Annotated in this window: 14 protein-coding genes and 1 pseudogene; 6 read left to right on the top strand and 9 right to left on the bottom strand. The window is 72.9% G+C overall.

Annotation, left to right across the window (positions count from 1 at the left end):
- Positions 1 to 133: 133 nt before the first annotated feature.
- Together E4N62_RS11160 and E4N62_RS11155 are read left to right on the top strand one after the other, a co-directional pair.
- On the top strand, positions 134 to 1,474 hold the full coding sequence (locus E4N62_RS11160; RefSeq protein ID WP_230213735.1) for an MFS transporter: 1,341 nt from the start codon (positions 134 to 136) through the stop codon (positions 1,472 to 1,474).
- A 392-nt stretch (positions 1,475 to 1,866) separates the two neighbouring features.
- Positions 1,867 to 2,088, top strand: coding sequence for a hypothetical protein (locus E4N62_RS11155; RefSeq protein WP_230213734.1), 222 nt, complete (start codon positions 1,867 to 1,869; stop codon positions 2,086 to 2,088).
- 23 nt (positions 2,089 to 2,111) lie between these two features.
- Here E4N62_RS11155 and E4N62_RS11150 read toward each other — a convergent pair whose 3' ends face one another.
- Complete coding sequence (locus E4N62_RS11150) at positions 2,112 to 3,227, bottom strand: ABC transporter substrate-binding protein (protein WP_230213733.1); 1,116 nt, start codon at positions 3,225 to 3,227, stop codon at positions 2,112 to 2,114.
- Between the two features lie 107 nt (positions 3,228 to 3,334).
- On the opposite strand from E4N62_RS11150, the gene E4N62_RS11145 reads away from it, so the two are divergent.
- From E4N62_RS11145 to E4N62_RS11135, 3 genes are all read left to right on the top strand, one after another.
- A complete protein-coding gene (locus tag E4N62_RS11145; protein WP_230213732.1) occupies positions 3,335 to 3,913 on the top strand; it encodes a TetR/AcrR family transcriptional regulator in 579 nt (192 codons plus the stop codon).
- 65 nt (positions 3,914 to 3,978) lie between these two features.
- On the top strand, positions 3,979 to 5,394 hold the full coding sequence (locus E4N62_RS11140) for an MFS transporter (RefSeq protein ID WP_230214090.1): 1,416 nt from the start codon (positions 3,979 to 3,981) through the stop codon (positions 5,392 to 5,394).
- A gap of 25 nt (positions 5,395 to 5,419) precedes the next feature.
- Complete coding sequence (locus E4N62_RS11135) at positions 5,420 to 6,688, top strand: serine hydrolase (protein ID WP_230213731.1); 1,269 nt, start codon at positions 5,420 to 5,422, stop codon at positions 6,686 to 6,688.
- Here the strand turns inward: E4N62_RS11135 and E4N62_RS11130 are convergent.
- The 4 genes from E4N62_RS11130 to ribA form a co-directional block, all read right to left on the bottom strand.
- A complete protein-coding gene (locus tag E4N62_RS11130) occupies positions 6,640 to 7,842 on the bottom strand; it encodes a saccharopine dehydrogenase family protein (protein ID WP_230213730.1) in 1,203 nt (400 codons plus the stop codon). The genes E4N62_RS11135 and E4N62_RS11130 overlap by 49 nt on opposite strands.
- 7 nt (positions 7,843 to 7,849) lie before the next feature.
- Complete coding sequence (locus tag E4N62_RS11125; RefSeq protein WP_230213729.1) at positions 7,850 to 8,890, bottom strand: saccharopine dehydrogenase; 1,041 nt, start codon at positions 8,888 to 8,890, stop codon at positions 7,850 to 7,852.
- A complete protein-coding gene (locus E4N62_RS11120) occupies positions 8,887 to 10,032 on the bottom strand; it encodes an FAD-binding oxidoreductase (RefSeq protein ID WP_230213728.1) in 1,146 nt (381 codons plus the stop codon). The genes E4N62_RS11125 and E4N62_RS11120 overlap by 4 nt, the downstream gene beginning before the upstream one ends.
- A 185-nt stretch (positions 10,033 to 10,217) precedes the next feature.
- On the bottom strand, positions 10,218 to 10,877 hold the full coding sequence (ribA, locus tag E4N62_RS11115) for a GTP cyclohydrolase II (protein ID WP_033529694.1): 660 nt from the start codon (positions 10,875 to 10,877) through the stop codon (positions 10,218 to 10,220).
- Positions 10,878 to 10,964: 87 nt separating this feature from the next.
- On the opposite strand from ribA, the gene E4N62_RS11110 reads away from it, so the two are divergent.
- Positions 10,965 to 11,744: a creatininase family protein gene (locus E4N62_RS11110; protein WP_268269156.1), complete on the top strand. Its 780-nt coding sequence runs from the start codon at positions 10,965 to 10,967 to the stop codon at positions 11,742 to 11,744.
- A 113-nt stretch (positions 11,745 to 11,857) separates the two neighbouring features.
- On the opposite strand, the pseudogene E4N62_RS47915 reads toward E4N62_RS11110, so the two are convergent.
- The 4 genes and pseudogenes from E4N62_RS47915 to E4N62_RS11090 form a co-directional block, all read right to left on the bottom strand.
- A pseudogene (locus E4N62_RS47915) lies at positions 11,858 to 12,607 on the bottom strand (YbhN family protein); the annotation flags it as partial.
- Between the two features lie 734 nt (positions 12,608 to 13,341).
- A complete protein-coding gene (locus E4N62_RS11100) occupies positions 13,342 to 14,373 on the bottom strand; it encodes a methyltransferase domain-containing protein (protein ID WP_230213727.1) in 1,032 nt (343 codons plus the stop codon).
- Complete coding sequence (locus E4N62_RS11095; protein ID WP_230213726.1) at positions 14,370 to 15,620, bottom strand: glycosyltransferase family 4 protein; 1,251 nt, start codon at positions 15,618 to 15,620, stop codon at positions 14,370 to 14,372. Before E4N62_RS11095 ends, E4N62_RS11100 begins: the two co-directional genes overlap by 4 nt.
- On the bottom strand, positions 15,617 to 16,015 hold the full coding sequence (locus E4N62_RS11090) for a 6-carboxytetrahydropterin synthase (protein ID WP_230213725.1): 399 nt from the start codon (positions 16,013 to 16,015) through the stop codon (positions 15,617 to 15,619). Before E4N62_RS11090 ends, E4N62_RS11095 begins: the two co-directional genes overlap by 4 nt.
- Positions 16,016 to 16,099 lie beyond the last annotated feature (84 nt).

The following is a 16,099-nucleotide window of genomic DNA, read 5'->3' as shown; positions in this document are numbered from 1 at the left end:
AGCCGGGTGCCCGGCACGGCTGTCCCACCACCCCGGGATCGGCCCTCTCCCCTGCTGTGACCTGTCCCGCTCTGTCTTGCCTTCCTCCGCTTCACCCCCCTCTCATGGGGGAGATCCCTCGAAGGAGCACGCCGTGTCCGTCCCCGCCGCACCGCCCGGCCAGCCCAAGAAGGCCGCCACGGCCGCCTGGATCGGCAGCGCCCTGGAGTACTACGACTTCTTCATCTACGGCAGCGCCGCCGCCCTGATCTTCCCGACGGTCTTCTTCGACGAGTCCGACCCGGCCACGGCGACCCTGCTCTCCCTGGCCACGTTCGGCGTCGCCTACGCGGCGCGGCCGATCGGCGCGCTGTTCCTCGGGCACTACGGCGACCGCCTCGGCCGCAAGAAGATCATGGTCTTCACGCTGATCCTGATGGGGCTGTCGACGTTCCTGATCGGCTGTCTGCCCACCCGCGACCAGGTCGGCACCCTCGCCCCGGTCCTCCTGGTGATCTGCCGTGTCCTGCAAGGCATATCGGCGGCCGGTGAGCAGGCCAGCGCGAACTCGATGACGCTGGAACACGCGCCGTCGGACCGTCGCGGCTTCTTCACCAGCTTCACCCTGAGCGGCACCCAGGGCGGGCAGCTGCTGGCCACCCTGGTCTTCATCCCGATCGCCGCGCTCCCCGAGGACCAGCTGCTCTCCTGGGGCTGGCGCGTCCCGTTCTGGATGAGCATCGCCGTCGCCGTCGTCGGCTACGTCATCCGCCGCACCCTGGACGAGACGCCGGCCTTCACCCAGCAGACCGAGTCCGAGGGCGTCGCCAAGCTGCCGCTGGCCATCCTGCTGCGCGAGCACTGGGCGGACGTGCTCCGGGTGATCGCCGGCGCGCTGGTCGCCTCGGTCTCCACGATCTTCACCGTGTGGGCGCTGGCCTACGGCACGAGCGAGTCGGTCGGCCTGTCCCGCTCCTCGATGCTGTGGGTGGGCGCGCTCGCCAACCTGGTCGCGCTCGGCGCCATACCGCTGTGGGCCACGCTGTCCGACCGCATCGGCCGCCGCCCGGTGTTCCTGATCGGCGCGGCCGGCAGCGCGGTGATGATGTTCGTCTACCTGTGGGCGATCTCCACCGGCGCGTACCCGCTGGTCCTGGTCCTGGGCATCGTCACCTTCGGTGTCGTCTACAGCGCCGCGAACGGCATCTGGCCCTCCTTCTACGGCGAGATGTTCTCCACCCGGGTCCGGCTGTCCGGCATGGCCATCGGCACCCAGATCGGCTTCGCCATCGCCGGATTCGCCGTCACCTTCGCCGCGCAGATCGCCGGTCCGGACGGCGACGACTGGTTCGCCGTGGCCCTCTTCACTTCGGCGCTGTGCGTCCCGCCGGTCCTCGCCGCGCTCACCGCCCGCGAGACCCACAGGATCCCGACGGAGCTCCTCGGCACTCGCACCCCGCACGCGGAGAACGACCGGGAGCGCGTCGCGGCCTGAGCCACGGCCCGGTCCCGCCCCGAGTCCCCGGACACCCACGCGGTGGCCGGGGACTCCCGCGTGTCGCCGGTGCCGCGCGACCCCAGGGCGAAGGCCCGCGCGGCTCGGCGGGATGATGATCACACCGCCGCGACCACGCGGCACCACAGCAGGGGGGGAGCATGTGAAGCGCGACGAGGACCCTTGCAGAACCACCCCGCCACCGTGGCAGGGGTGGCCCTCGGCCGAGACGAGCCGACGGCGCTGGCGGATCGGGCTGCTCGTTCCGCTCCTCGGCGCGGCGGGGTGCGGCCTGCTGTTCCTGTTCGGGGTCGGCGCGTTCGCCGTGCTGTTGATCGTCAGCCGTCTGTCGGTCCCCATTCCTGACGGCGAGCCCCTGGCTCAACGCCGCCGTGGCACCGGACCCCGGCGCGGGCACCTGGAAGCTCTACACCACCGACGGCCCCGAATCGGGCGAACCCTCGTCGGAGGTACAGCTGACCTTCACACCCGGCACGGTGTGGACGGAGTACGAGGCCCGGGGCACATCACAGGACCCCGTCCTGTGGATGTACATCGGCGACCCCGACAACGGGGAGCTGTGCGTCCTCGAACGCGCGAGGACCTCCGACTGAGACACCCCCGATCAAGGGTTCGCTCAGCCCCTGTGCAGCACCCGCAGGTGTCCCGGTGCCGCCGGATCCCGGTCGACGACCAGGACCGGCGCCCCGGCCCACTGCCACACACCGATGCCCGGTACCCGGGAGAAGCTGATCCGGCCACGGGTGCCCTCGACCGTGACGTGCGGCCAGGCCGCGGCGACGCCCGCCCGGTCCGTGCCGTGCGTGCGCATGGCCTCGGCGAGGACGGTGATCGTGTCGTAGCCCTCGAAGGCGACGAAGGAGGGAGCCTCGCCCAGCCGATCGCCGAGGCCCGTCCCGACACGTGAGCCGAGGGGGCCGAGCCGGTCGGGCTGATAGCTCAGGAACGGAACTCCGGCGCCGTCGGCCCCCAGCGACGTCGCCCAGTCGGCGAGCTCCGGCTGCCCGGCCGGAGCACCGATCAGCACGTCGGCGAGGCGGCGGTCACACCGTACGGCCCTGACGATCGGCACGGCCGGCTGCGGGTGGCCGACCAGCAGGAGCAGGGCGGTCGCGCCCCGGTCGACGAGCGCGTCGCACACGCCGTCGGGGGTGAGCGCGCCGCTGTCGAGCTCGACGACGGTGCCGCCGTACGCGGCGAGGTGGTCCCGCAGGATGCCGGTCCCGGCGGCCCAGTAGACGCTCGGCTGGGTGACGACGGCGACCCGGCGGTGGCCCTCGGCGAGGAGGTGGTCGGCGTAGATCCGCCAGCCCCGGGACTGCGGCGGGGGAAGGCGCGCGACCCAGTCCGTCGGCTGTTCGGCGAGCCCGTCGAGCACCGCCGACGAGCAGAGGAACGGCAGGCCGAGGGCGTCGGCCCGGCCGGCCGCGGCGCGGGCGACGACGCTGTGGTACTCGCCGGCCAGGGCTGCCACGCCCAGGTGTGCGAGTTCGTCCACGGCCGCGGAGGCCCGCTGCGGATCGGCGGCGGTGTCCCTGACCACGAGTTCGAGAGGCCTGCCGGCGACACCGCCGGCGTCGTTGACCTCGCGCACGCCCAACTCCAGTCCGGCGAGCAGATGCCGACCCGCCTCGACCCAGCCGGGCCGGGTCAGGGGGACGAGTGCGCCGATCCGGATCGGTCCACCGGCGTCGTCCGCGTGACGGTCCGGGCTGGGCTCGCCTGTGGTCATGCGGACATTGCGTCCACCGGCGCCGCCGACGGGCAAGCGAATATCGCGGTAGACAGTGTCTACCAAATCCGTAGACAGTGTCTGCTCCCCTTTGGTAGACAGTGGCCATGGACGAACGGAACACGGGGCTGCGGTCCCGACTGGTCGACGTCGGGGTCGAGTTGGTGACGGCGGAGGGCGTGCAGGCCCTGTCGCTGCGGGAGATCGCACGGCGGGCCGGCGTGTCGCACGGGGCACCGCGACGCTACTTCCCGACGCACCTGGAGCTCCTGTCGGCCATCGCGCGCCGGGGTTTCGAGGAACTGGCGGGACGGGGGGTCGCAGCGCTCGGGGACGGCACGGCGGGGCCGCGTGAGCAGATCGCGACGCTGGGGCGCGTCTACCTGGACTTCGCGCTCGCCAACCGGGGCATGCACGAGCTGATGTTCCGTCACGACCTGCTGGAGAGCGATACGTTGGGGCTGCGGGATGCCAGTCTCCCGATGTTCGCGCTGCTGGTGGATCTCGTCGGGCGGGCCCGGCCCGACGCCGACGCGCGGCTCGTCGCGGGCGCGCTGCTGGCGAACCTCTACGGCATCGCCCAGCTGTGGACCTGGGGCAGCCTTCAACTCACCACCGGGGCCGACGACTTCGCCCCCCTGCTGCACACCGCACTGGACGCGCACCTGGGAAGCGAGGAGCGGTGACAGCCCCCACCACGGCCACCGGCACGGTCCCCACCACGGAGGCCGGGGCCGACCGGCACGGGCCCGTGTCCGCGTCGTCCCCCCGCCTCACCCTCGCGGCCAGTGTGCTCGGCGCGGTGCTCGTCGCCCTCGACGGCACGGTGCTGATGATCGCCCAGCCGGCCCTGCGGCGCGACCTGGACGCCTCCCTCACCGAGGTGCAGTGGACCAGCACCGGGTATCTGATCGCGGTGGCCGCGCTGTTGGTGTTCGCGGGACGGCTGGGCGACCGGTTCGGGCATCGACGGGTGTTCGCCTGGGGTGTGCTGGGGTTCGGCGCGGCCTCCGCCGGCATCGGGTGCGCGTCCGAGGTGGGTTGGGTGATCGCGCTGCGGGTGGTCCAGGGGGTCTTCGGCGCGCTGCTGCAGCCCGCCACGCTCGGCATGCTGCGGGCGGCGTTCCCGCCCGACCGGCTGGCCATGCCCATCGCGCTGCGGACCAGCGCCATCGGGGTCGCGGTGGCGGCCGGTCCGCTGGTCGGCGGGGTGCTCGTCGACCAGGTGGGGTGGCGGGCGGTGTTCTTCCTCAACGTCGTACCGGCGCTGCTCATGGGCCTGGCGGCCCTGGCGGTGCGCGCCCCCGAGGCGCGGCGGTCGCGGCCGGCAGCCGTGTCCCGCCTCGACCTGCCGGGCACCGCACTGCTCGCCGTGGCCCTCGCGGCGCTCGTGCACACCCTGGTCGGGGTCCCGGAGCACGGCTGGACGGCCGCCGACGGGCTCGTCCTGTCGATCGCCGTCGCCGCGACGGCCGTCCTCGTCCGCCACGAACGGCGGACCCCGGATCCGTTGCTGCCGTCCGCCGTGCTGGGCTCGCCGCCCGTGCGCGCGGCGCTCGGGGTGCTGGTGACCGCCTCCGCGGCGATGCTGGGCGCGCTGTTCGTGTGCAGCTTCGTGCTCCAGGACGTGCTCGGCCTGGACCCGCTGCGCACCAGCCTCGTGGCGCTGCCCGGCGGGGTGACGATGGTGCTCGGGGCGCCGCTGTCGGCCGTCCTGCTGCGGCGGTGGGGCGCCCGTCCCACGGCCCTCACGGGGACCCTGCTGCTCACCACCGGAGTGCTGACGCTGTCCCGCCTCGGCCCCGGGTCGTCGACGACGCTGATCGGGGGCGGGTTCCTGCTGCTCGGGGCCGGTTTCGGCGCGCTGATGGTCACCGCGACCGCCGTCGTCGTACGGCACGCGCCGGAGGAGGCGGCCGGGGTCGCGGGCGGACTTCAGCAGACCGCGATGAACGTCGGTCCGGCGCTCGGTGTGGCGGCCGCGACCACGCTCATGCCGCTCGGGACGGGCCCGGCGCTGCTGCTCCTGGCCGGTGCGGCCGCGCTGGGTGCGCCTCTCGCTCTGCGAATGCCCCGACCCGCCCGCCCCGCGAGGGATGGAACGCGATCAGTACGGAACGATGAAGACAAGAAGCGTGAAGGCGACGAGCACGATCGCGAGCCGTGACCCGGGCCACCGGAGGAGAAGCACCATGGAACGACTGCGCCGAGAGGTCGAACCTCGCGAGGCCGGCCTCGACCCGAAGACCCTGGCCCGCCTGGACGAGTACCTCGCCCTCCAGGTCGAGGAGGGGCGCCTGCCCGGTTACCTCCTCTCCCTCGCCCGCGGCGGTCGCGTCGCCCACCTCACGACCTATGGCCTGCGCGACCGCGCGGCGGGGCTGCCCGTCGAGACGGACACGCTGTGGCGGGTGTACTCCATGACCAAGCCCGTCACGTCCGTCGCCGCGCTGATACTGGTCGAGGAGGGACGGCTGTCGCTCGACGACCCGGTCTCCCGGCACCTCCCGGAGTTCGCCGAGCCGCGCGTGTACGAGTCCGGTGAGGGCGCCGGCGTCCGGACCCGCCCGGCGGAGCGGCCCCTCCTCGTGCGCCATCTGATGACCCACACCTCGGGCCTGACCTTCGGTTTCTACTACGACCACCCGGTGGACGCGCTGTACCGGGACGCGGGCCTGGAGAACTCCGTACGGCCGGGTGCCACCCTGGCGCAGACGATCGCGGAGTACGCGCGCCTGCCCCTGCAGTTCGAGCCGGGCGCGCAGTGGAACTACTCGGTCTCCACCAATGTCCTCGGCCGGATCGTCGAGGTGGTGTCGGGGCAGGACCTCGACGCGTTCTTCGCCGAGCGGATCCTCGGCCCGCTCGGCATGACGGACGCGGGCTTCCAGGTGAGCCCCGAACAGGCGGGGCGGCTGGCCGAGTTGTACGGCGAGCAGGAGGACGGCTCGATCGCGCCGGTGCCCGGCCTCCCGGTGCGCGGACGGCCGCGCTTCCTGTCCGGCAGCGGCGGGATGGTCGCCACCGCCCGGGACTACCACCGGTTCGCCGAGTTCCTGCGGCGACGCGGCGAACTCGACGGCGTACGGGTGCTGTCCGCCGAGTCCGTCGACATGATGGCCACGAATCAGCTGCCGGGCGGTGTCGACATCCATACGTACGGCAGCGCGTTCCACCGGCAGCCGGGAAATAGGGGCGTCGGCTTCGGGCTCGGGGTCTCCGTCGTCGTCGACCCCACGGTGACGGAGTTCCCGTCCTCCCTGGGGACGTTCGGGTGGACCGGGGCGGCGACGACGATCTTCTGGGTGGATCCCCGGCGGGACCTGACGGTGCAGTTCATGACGCAGGTGCGGCGGCGGTCGTCGTTCTCGGTGTACCCCGAGCTGAAGCGGTTGGTTCATGAGGCCGTGCTTCAGCCGCGGGTCCGGTGGGGGTTCTCGCGCAGTTCCCCGCGCCCCTGAAGGGGCGCGATGGGCGCCGTGAACTCGACACCGGCCTCGGCCAGTTCGGCGAGCCACGCCTGTGACCGCTCCCCCGTCTCCGCCGCCCTGCTCAACCCCGTCGGCAGCGAGCCGTCCAGGATGTGTCCCACCCCCAGGGCGAGGGGGCGGGACACCAGGCGGGCCATCGCGCTCTCCTCCTCGGTGCCTGTCGCGTCGAGGAGGTAGCGGCCGGACCACCGCTCGCCCGAGTCGGCGCGTACGTCGAGGGAGACCGCGAGGACGACCCGGTCGCGGTCGGAGTCGGTCGTCGGGTGGCGCGCCGCCAGTTCCTTCGCCAGTTCGGCGATGCGCAGGTCGTCGTCGCGTTCGAGTTCCGCGAAGACCGGGGCCCAGGCGGCGAGCCAGCCGTCGAGACGGAGGGTGCCGCGGACGAAGGTGCTCGGTCTCCAGGCCGGAGGCAGGCCGTACTGGGCGACGAAGGGGACGCTGTCGCGGTTGGGGTAGGCCTCGAAGGTCTCGCCGTCGACGACGTGCGGCCGGGTGGCCGTCCAGGGGCGGTCGGCCGTCGTCTCGACACCGTCCTCGATGTAACGGGCCGGTGAGCGCAAGGCGTTCAGGACCCCCGCCGGGGCCCAGCTGAAGCGGTACCGGAAGTCGTTGGGGACGGCCGGGACACCGCCGCAGTAGGAGGTGAGGCTGTACGTGGCGGCGGTCCCCGGGCCGATCGCCCGGGTGGCCCGGTCGATCAGGCTGTGCGCGAAGAGGTGGTCCACGCCCGGGTCCAGGCCGGCCTCGGTGAGGACGGTGACGCCGGCCGCCTCGGCCGCCGGTATCTGTTCCAGGACCGCGTCCGAGACATAGCTGGAGCAGGCGAAGTGGGCCCGCGCCCCCACGCAGGCGGCGAGCAGCGGGGCGTGGTCCGGCGCCGGGAGCATGGAGACCACCACGTCTCCCGGGGCCAGGTCCGCCGCGAGCGCGGGCAGCGTGTACGCACGGGGCTCGGCCCCGCCCGTCAGTCCCCGTGCGGCCAGTGCCCGCGCGGCGCGTTCCTCGGTGCGGTGCCACAGCCGTACGCGCGCGGCGGCGCCGCACAGCGTCGCCAGGCCGCTGCCCGTGGACAGGCCGGCACCGACCCAGTGGACGGTGCCGCTCGCGGGGACCACCTCGGTCATCGTGCAACTACCTTTCTGTGAGGCCCAGTTCGTCACTCGCCCGGCGGAATCGGTCCAGGCAGCGACCCCAGGCCCCACCCGTCTCGAAGTCGAGCAGCTGCGGCAGCAGCGCGGCCGAGAAGTCGGTGCTCGCCTCGCGGGGCAGCAGGGAGGGCAGGTTGTCGATGGCGATGAGGTCGAGCGGGGGGTGTTCGCGCAACCGCCGTACCGGGCGGTCCCACTCGGTGGTCGTGTCGTAGACCGGCAGGACGTTCATGGGTGAGCCGACGTCGACCGTGACGTCCGAGAGGGTGCGCAGCCGACGGTCCGGCCCGTCGAGGTCCTTGTCCGTCAGGAACGGCGGGACCGGGCTGGTCGTCAGGACGGTGTTGACCACCAAGTCGTGGGCCAGCAGGGCCGGCCGGTCCAGGGCGCGGGTCTCCGCCAGGTCCCAGCAGGTCGGCTCGACGCCCGCCTCTTCGAGGGCGACCCGCGCGCCTCGGCCGCTGCGGCCCAGGGCGCCGATCACCAGCGCGGTCAAGTCGCCCCGGGAGGCGCGGAGTTCGGCCTCCATCGCCTCCTTGGTGGTGGGGACGAGCGGAGCCCGGAGCGCGCCCCGGTGGTGGAGCACGGCGAGGGCCGCGCCCAGATAGCCCGCCCAGAAGCCGAAGGCGGCGAGCCGGCGGCCTTGGTCGTCCACCAGGTACTCCAGGTCGAGCAGCGCCCCACCCCCGGCCGCGAACCTGCGCAGCAGCGCCTCGGCTCCGGGCTGCCCCTTGTAGGCGTGCCCGAAAAATACATGACGATGCGTCAGTTCAGCTGGTTCGTCCGGCAGTTCCTTGAGACCTACGATCACCGCGCGCGCCGACGCCGACACCCACGAGCCCGGGTCGGCGACCTGGCAGCCGGCCTCCTCGTACGCCTGCCTGGGGAAGATCCGCTGAGGGGAGTCCTCGACGGTGATCCGTACGCCGCTCTCGACGAGCCGCCGGGCGTCGGACGGCACGATCGGGGTGCGACGTTCGGTGGTGCGGGTCTCGTGGCGGAGCCACAAGTGGAGATCGGTCATACGAGGTTGGCCTCCGGGCGCAGCGCGTCGGCCGTGAACCGGTCGACGGTCAAGGGGCTGATGTCGACGAAGGGTACGCGGCCCAGGTACAGGTCGCGGACCACCTCGCCGACCGCCGGGCCCTGGAGGAACCCGTGGCCGGAGAACCCGGTCGCGTACAGGAAGCGGGAGCAGGAACCGGCCTCGCCGATCAGGGCGTTGTGGTCCGGTGTGATCTCGTACAGGCCTGCCCAGCCGCCCGTGCGGCGCAGGTCCAGCAGGGAGGGGGCGCGGCGCCGCATGGCCTCGTACAGGTGGGGGATCCAGCGGTCGTGGGTGTCGGTGGCGAAGCCGGGCCTCTCGTCGGGGTCGGACATGCCGACGAGGAGACCGGGGCCCTCGGTGTGGAAGTAGAGGCTGCTGGTGAAGTCGATCGTCATGGGGAGGTTCGGCGGGAGGTCCGGGACCGGTTCGGTTACGGCGATCTGGCGGCGCAGGGGTTCCACCGGGAGGTCGACGCCGACCATGGCGCCGACGGAACGGGACCAGGCGCCGGCCGCGCACACGACCGTGTCGGTGACGATGCGGCCCTTGCTGGTGACCACCGCGGTGATGGTGTCCCGCCAGGTCTCGATGCCGAGGGCCTCGCAGTTGCGCAGCACGGTCGCCCCGTGGCGGCGGGCCCCGGCGGCGTAGCCGTGGACCACGGACTCGGGGGTGCAGTGCCCGTCGTCGGGCGAGAACGCGGCCGCCAGCAGGCCCTCGGTGGAGATCAGCGGGGAGAGCCGCCGGGCCTCCTCGGGGTCCACCATGCGGCTGGGCACGCCCAGGTCGTTCTGGAGCTGGACGCCCGCCTCGAACTGGGCGACCTCGTCGGGGGTCGTCAGGAGGAAGAGGTAGCCGACGCGGTGCAGGCCGATGTCGTGGCCGAGTTCGCGCCGGAAGCGGCCGAACGCCTCCAGGCTCCGGGCGCCGAGCTGGATGTTGAGTTCGTCGGAGAACTGCGCGCGAACCCCGCCGGCGGCCCTCGCCGTGGACCCGGAGGCCAGTTCGTCGCGTTCGACGAGGACGACGTCGTCCACTCCGGCGGCGGCCAGGTGGTAGGCGATGCTCGTCCCGATGACCCCTCCGCCGATGACGACGACCCGTGCGCTGCGGATCACGAACGCTCCCTTCGTCCGACCGTGGTCGCGATGCCCGACGGAGTCAGGTCTTCCACCCGGGGCGAACGTTCATGCGGGACGCCGGTGCACTTGCCCGAAGAGGCAGTACGCGCGGAGCTGCGGTCGGGCGCGGCGGCCGGTGTCGAAAGTCGCCTCCGAGGCGGCCGCCGCGCTGACCCCGGCGCTCAGGACGAGTGGACCACCGCGTCCAGGTGCGGCAGGTAGTGGTCGAGCCGCTCGCGCTTGGTGCGCAGGTAGGTGATGTTGTCCTCGCACGGGGTGATGAGCAGCGGCACCTGCTCGGAGACCTTGATGCCGTGGCGCAGCAGCGCCTCCCGCTTGCGGGGGTTGTTCGACATCAGCCGGACCGACCGTACGCCGAGGTCGTGCAGCATCTCGGCCGCCACCCGGTAGTCGCGGGCGTCCACCGGCAGACCGAGGGCGAGGTTGGCCTCGACGGTGTCCAGACCCTCCGCCTGGAGCTTCATCGCCTGGAGCTTGGCGAGCAGGCCGATGCCGCGGCCCTCGTGCCCGCGCAGATAGACGAGGATGCCGCGGCCCTCGGCGACTATCGCCCGCAGCGCGCTGTCGAGCTGTTCGCCGCATTCACAGTGCTGGGAGCCGAACGCGTCACCGGTCAGGCACTCCGAGTGCAGCCGGATGAGAATTCCCTCACCGCCGCTGATGTCGCCGTACACCAGTGCCACTTGTTCTTCGCCGCGGTCCTGGTCGAGATAACCTACGGCCTCGAAGTCGCCGTAGGTGGTGGGCAGGGGGGCGTTCACCACGCGTACGGCGCCGGAGGACTGGGCATTCGTGCCGAGTACACCAACATTTTCTGTCATGATCTGGTTCCTAACTGGTGAGTCCTGATGTCATGCGAGCCATGCGAAAATGACGGAGCATCAGCAGAGACGAAAGGCCGTGAAAAGATGAGCAGTTCGAGTCTTGTACCGACGGACACCACCGCGGACGTCCGGGCGCGGGGGGCGGCGGCGGGCCGCCAGGTCGCGGTGCTCCCGGTCGGCAGCTACGAGCAGCACGGTCCGTATCTGCCCCTGGCCACCGACACGCTGGTCGCCTGCGCGATAGCCCGGGAGATAGCCGGCGCGTACCCCGTGCACCTGCTGCCGCCCGTGACCATCGCGTGCTCGCACGAGCACGCGGCCTGGCCCGGCACCGTCAGCATCTCCGCGACGACGCTGCACGCGATGGTGACCGACATCGCCGCGTCCCTGCGCCGGTCGGGCGTCGAGGCGCTGGTGGTGGTGAACGGACACGGTGGGAATTATGTGCTGGGCAATGTCGTCCAGGAATCCACCGCGGCGGGACATCGAATGGCGCTTTTCCCGGCGATGGAGGACTGGGACGCCGCACGCGAACGAGCGGGCGTACAGACCTCGTTGCTCAGTGATATGCATGCGGGAGAAATTGAGACCTCCATACTTCTGCATTGCCATCCCGAATTGGTCCGACCCGGTCACGAGACCACCGATTTCCTTGCCGACGACCGCCGTCATCTCCTCTCCCTCGGTATGTCGGCCTACACCGATTCCGGTGTGATCGGCCGTCCGTCCCTGGCGTCCGCCACGAAGGGGAAGGAGTTGCTGGCGGGTTTCGTGGAATCCTTCGGGGCGTACCTCTCGTTGGTCACCTCGGACGCCTGGGGCGAGGGTCCGGTTCCCTCTCCGGTCTCCCCCGCGGGCGACTGACGGCGGGCCCGCAGGGAGCCGTACCAGCGTCCGACGAGTACGAGCGCTCCCGGCAGGGCGGCCGCGAAGCTGAGCACACCGTAGACGACGGCCACGGTCAGCCCCTGCGAGGCGCCGAGGCCCGCGGCGCCGAAGGACCAGGCGGTGACGCCCTCCCTGGGGCCCCAGCCGCCGACGTTGAGCGGCAGGCTCATGGCGATCAGGGCCAGCAGCGCGAGGGGCAGCAGGCGCAGCGGGCCGGCGGTGGAGCCGGCGACGTCCGCGGCGAGCAGGAACGTCGCCACGTACCCGGCCAGGACCGCCACGGACGAGATCAGCACGGCGGGACCGCTGTCGCGCTGGAGCAGCACGCCGCGCGCCTCGACGAGGGCGGCCCGTACCCGGCGGCCTCGACCTCCGCCGGACACGCTCGGCCTGCGGCCCATGCGGACCGCCGCCCAGATCGCCAGCGCCCCCAGCGCGGCGAGCGCCGCCACACCGGCCGCGTGACGGGCCTCCTCCAGCACGGGCGACGGCAGCACCAGCAGGACCGTTACGCCCACGGCCGCCAGCACCAACTGGCCCGCGGTCCGCTCGATCACCACCGCGCGCACGCCCCGGCCCATGTCGCCGGAGCTCTGGCCGTGCCGCACCGCGCGGTGCACGTCGCCGAGGACGCCGCCGGGCAGTGCCGCGTTGAGGAACAGCGCCCGGTAGTAGTCCGCGACGGCGGGCCCGAGCGGCAGCCTGAGCCCGAGCGCCCTCGTCACGGCGCACCAGCGCCACGCGCTGAACACGGTGGTGAGCACGCCGATCCCGACCGCCGCCGCGAGCGTCCCGCCGTCGATCCGCCGCAGCCCGTCCACGAACACCCCGGTGCCCATCCGCCAGAACACGACCACGAGGATCACCGTCCCGGCGAGCGTCCCGAAGTGGGTGCGCAGGACGCGGAGGAACTTGGCGGTGGGGGTGGCCTCGACGGGACCGTCCGCCGAGCCGACGTCGCCCGGGGCCACCGAGGACACACGGGCCGCCGGGGAGTGCGCGGGGGTTTCCTGGACGGACGTCGGCGCCGCCTCGGCGCGAGCCGCCGCTGCCCCGCCCCGACTCCGGCCACCGGCCGACTCGTCGGACACGTCCACCGCTGCCGCGTTCGCCTCGGCGGCCTGATGCCCCTCGGCGGACGCCGGTCCGCCGGCCGGCCGTACCAGGGCCTCCGCCGTCGAGGCGGCGGTCGGCTCCGAGGAGCCGGCACGGTCGGCCGCGTTCGGTGCGGCGACCGGGTCCGCGTCGGCGGCCGTCGAAAGGGCTGCGCGGCCGTCCGCCGCGGCCGCCGCAGTGTCCGCCCGGCCTGCTGGGTGCGCCTGGTCCGTGTCGGAACCGGTCGTGGAGGCCGCGGCCTCCGTCTCGCGAGAGCCCGGCTCAAGGATGCGCGCCCCCGGTACCGAAGCGGCGGGCGGCAGTTCGCGCGAAGTCTCGTCCGGTGTCAGCGTGCGCACCCTTGCCCGGGAGCCCGGTGTGCCCGCCTTCACGCGGGCCCGGACTCCGCGTGGGCGCAGGCGTATGCGGTCCCCGATCGCCGGTGGGTGGGTCTCGACCGTCTCCTCCACCGGTGCCGTCATGAGGCTCCGCCCCTCGGCCGGGGCAGCGCCAGGAGGTCGCTGTGGTGGACGACCGCGCGGAGTTCGCCGGCCGCGTTGGCCGCGAGACGGTCGCGGAGGTACGCCTCGGCCCGCTCGGTGAGTTCGGGGCGCTGCTCGCAGGCGGCGCCGACCCAGCCGCGCAGCCACTCCTCGACGAGGGCGGTGTGCCGGGTGTCGAGCTGCCAGGGGCTCGGGTGGACCCGGACCGTGGCACCGCGCTGGGCGAACGCCTCACAGGCCACGGTGATCGCGTCCGGTCCGAGCAGATCGCTCGCGCGCTGGTGGGCGTTGAACGCCTCGGCGATCTCGGTGTCCATGGGGTGCGCGGGGAAGAGGTCCACCCGGCCCACGACCGAGAGCGTCAGGAGCGCGGGGACACCGGCGCCCGCGCAGGCCGCCGCGAGCGCCTCGATCTCCTCCACCGTGAGCACGTCGAGCAGCGCGGACGCCGTGACCAGCGAGGCACCGTCGAGGTCGGCCGCCGTGAGCCGTCCGATGTCACCGCGCCGCGTGGTGACCGTGACCGGGCTGCCGTCGGCGGCGGCGCGCGGCGCCCGCGCGACGGCCAGCCGCAGGAGGTTCGGGTCCTGGTCGTGCAGCACCCACCGCTGGGCGCCGTCCAGCCGGGGCGCGAGCCAGCGCCCCATCGAGCCGGTGCCGCAGCCGAGGTCGTGCACGGTCAGCCCGGTGGCCCGGCCGGGCAGGTTCGCGAGGCGGATCCGCAGTGGGTCCAGCAGTTCCGTCGCGCGGGCGTCGGCGTCGGCGCTCTCGCGCAACTCCAGCCACTGCGGCGCGTACTGGTGGTCCTCGGGCGCCGGCGTGTCCCCGCCGCGTCCCGCCATGCTCAGCACCCCACCGGCGGGCCCGGCGGCCGTGGCCCCACCGGCCGCGGCAGTCGCCCCCGCGGCGGCCGACGTACCCGACGCCGAGGTCGCGCCCGTGGGCAGCGGCCCGCCCGTCGACAGGGGCCCGCCCGCGGACATGGTCATATCGGCTGAAGTGGTCATGCGGCCCTCCGAGGTTCGTGCCGCAGCCTGCCCAGCACATGGGCGAGGCTGCGGGCCGTGGTCGCCCACCCGTCCAGCGCGGCCCGGCGCCCGCGCGCCGCGGCCTTCAGCCGACGCCGTACGTCGGCCTCCCCGAACCAGCCGCGCAGTTCCGCCGCGATGGCCGCGGGGTTCTCCGGCGGGACCAGGATGCCGGGCACCCCGCCGTCGGGGGCGCGGCCCACGGCCTCGGGGAGACCGCCGACGTCCGTGGCCAGTACGGGGATGCCTCGCGCGAGCGCCTCGGTGACCGCCATGCCGTACGTCTCGGCGTAGGAGGTGAGGACCATCAGGTCGGCCGCGGCGTAGCTGGCGTCGAGTTCCGCGCCCGCCTGGGGTCCGGCGAGGTGGAAACGGTCCTCCAGGCCGAACTTCGCGATGAGCGAGCGGATGTGGTCCACGTACTCGGGGTCCTGGTCGAGACCGCCCACCAGGACGCAGCTCCAGCGCAGTTCGGTGACGGTCGCGAGGGCCTCGACCAGCCGGTGCTGCCCCTTGCGCGGGGTGACCGCGGCCACGCACAGCAGCCGGGAGACGCCGTCGGTGCCGGAGGCGAGGGGCGCGATGTCGGCGCCGGGGGCGGCGACATGGACCCGCTCGGGGGCGAGCCCGTGATGCGACACGAGTCTGCGCACCGCCCATTCGCTGGTCGCGATCACGGCGGACACACCCCGTAGGGTGGTGCGTTCCTTGGCGTCGAGTTCGGCGGCGAGTTCGGGCTCCAGGCCGGTCTCGTCGCCGAGCGGCAGGTGCACCAGCACGGCCAGGCAGAGGCGTTCGGCCTCGGGAAGGACGATCTCGGGGACTCCGCAGGCGACCAGTCCGTCGAGGAGGACGACCGTGCCGTCGGGGAGTTCGCTCAGCGTCCGGGCGAGTTCGGCGCGTGCCGTGTCACCCGGGCTCGGCCAGCTGCCGTCGATCGCGTGCTTGTGCACCTGCCAGCCGAAGCCGGGCAGATCGAGGCAGATTCGGCGGTCGTAGGCGTTGCCGCCGCTGGGCCGGGTGGGGTCGTCGACTCCGCCCGGCATCACGAAGTGCACGGTACGCAGCGACATGGGGATGATCGCGGCGTTCTTCAGTGCCGCGTTCTGCACGGGCACATAGCCGAGCCGCACTTGCTCTCCCCCATCCGCGAGCCGCACTTGCTCTCCCCCGTCCGCCGGGCCGGCGGTGCCGACGGCCGCCCGGTCGATGGTCACATCGGTCACAGGGCACGCTCGTAACTCGCCCAGGCGATGTGCGACTCGTGCAGGGTGACCGAGAGGCCCGCGATGCCCCTGGCGTTCTCCCCGAGGGCGCCCTTGTGGATCCGCTCGGCGAGGCGGTCGGCGATCACCTTGGCCAGGAACTCCGTGGAGGTGTTGGTGTTGGCGAAGTCGGGCTCGTTGTCGAGGTTGCGGTAGTTCAACTCGCTCACCACGGCACCGAGCTCCTGGGTGGCCAGCCCGATGTCAACGACGATGTTGTCGTCGTCCAGTTCGGCGCGCCGGAAGGTGGCGTCCACGAGGAACGTGGCGCCGTGCAGGCGCTGCGCGGGTCCGAAGACCTCCCCGCGGAAGCTGTGGGCGATCATGATGTGATCGCGAACGGTGATGCTGAACAACGGACGACCCTCCAGTGCGGTACGTCTACCCCCGGGCCGGGGCATGCCGTGTAGTACGGCTGCTCCCTACCCGTTGTTCAGCCG

The organism is Streptomyces sp. MNU76 (assembly GCF_020982545.1).
In the GTDB taxonomy this organism is placed as follows: domain Bacteria; phylum Actinomycetota; class Actinomycetes; order Streptomycetales; family Streptomycetaceae; genus Streptomyces.
Note: the sequence above shows the minus strand (reverse complement) of the source record. Positions and strands in the feature narration are given on the sequence as shown.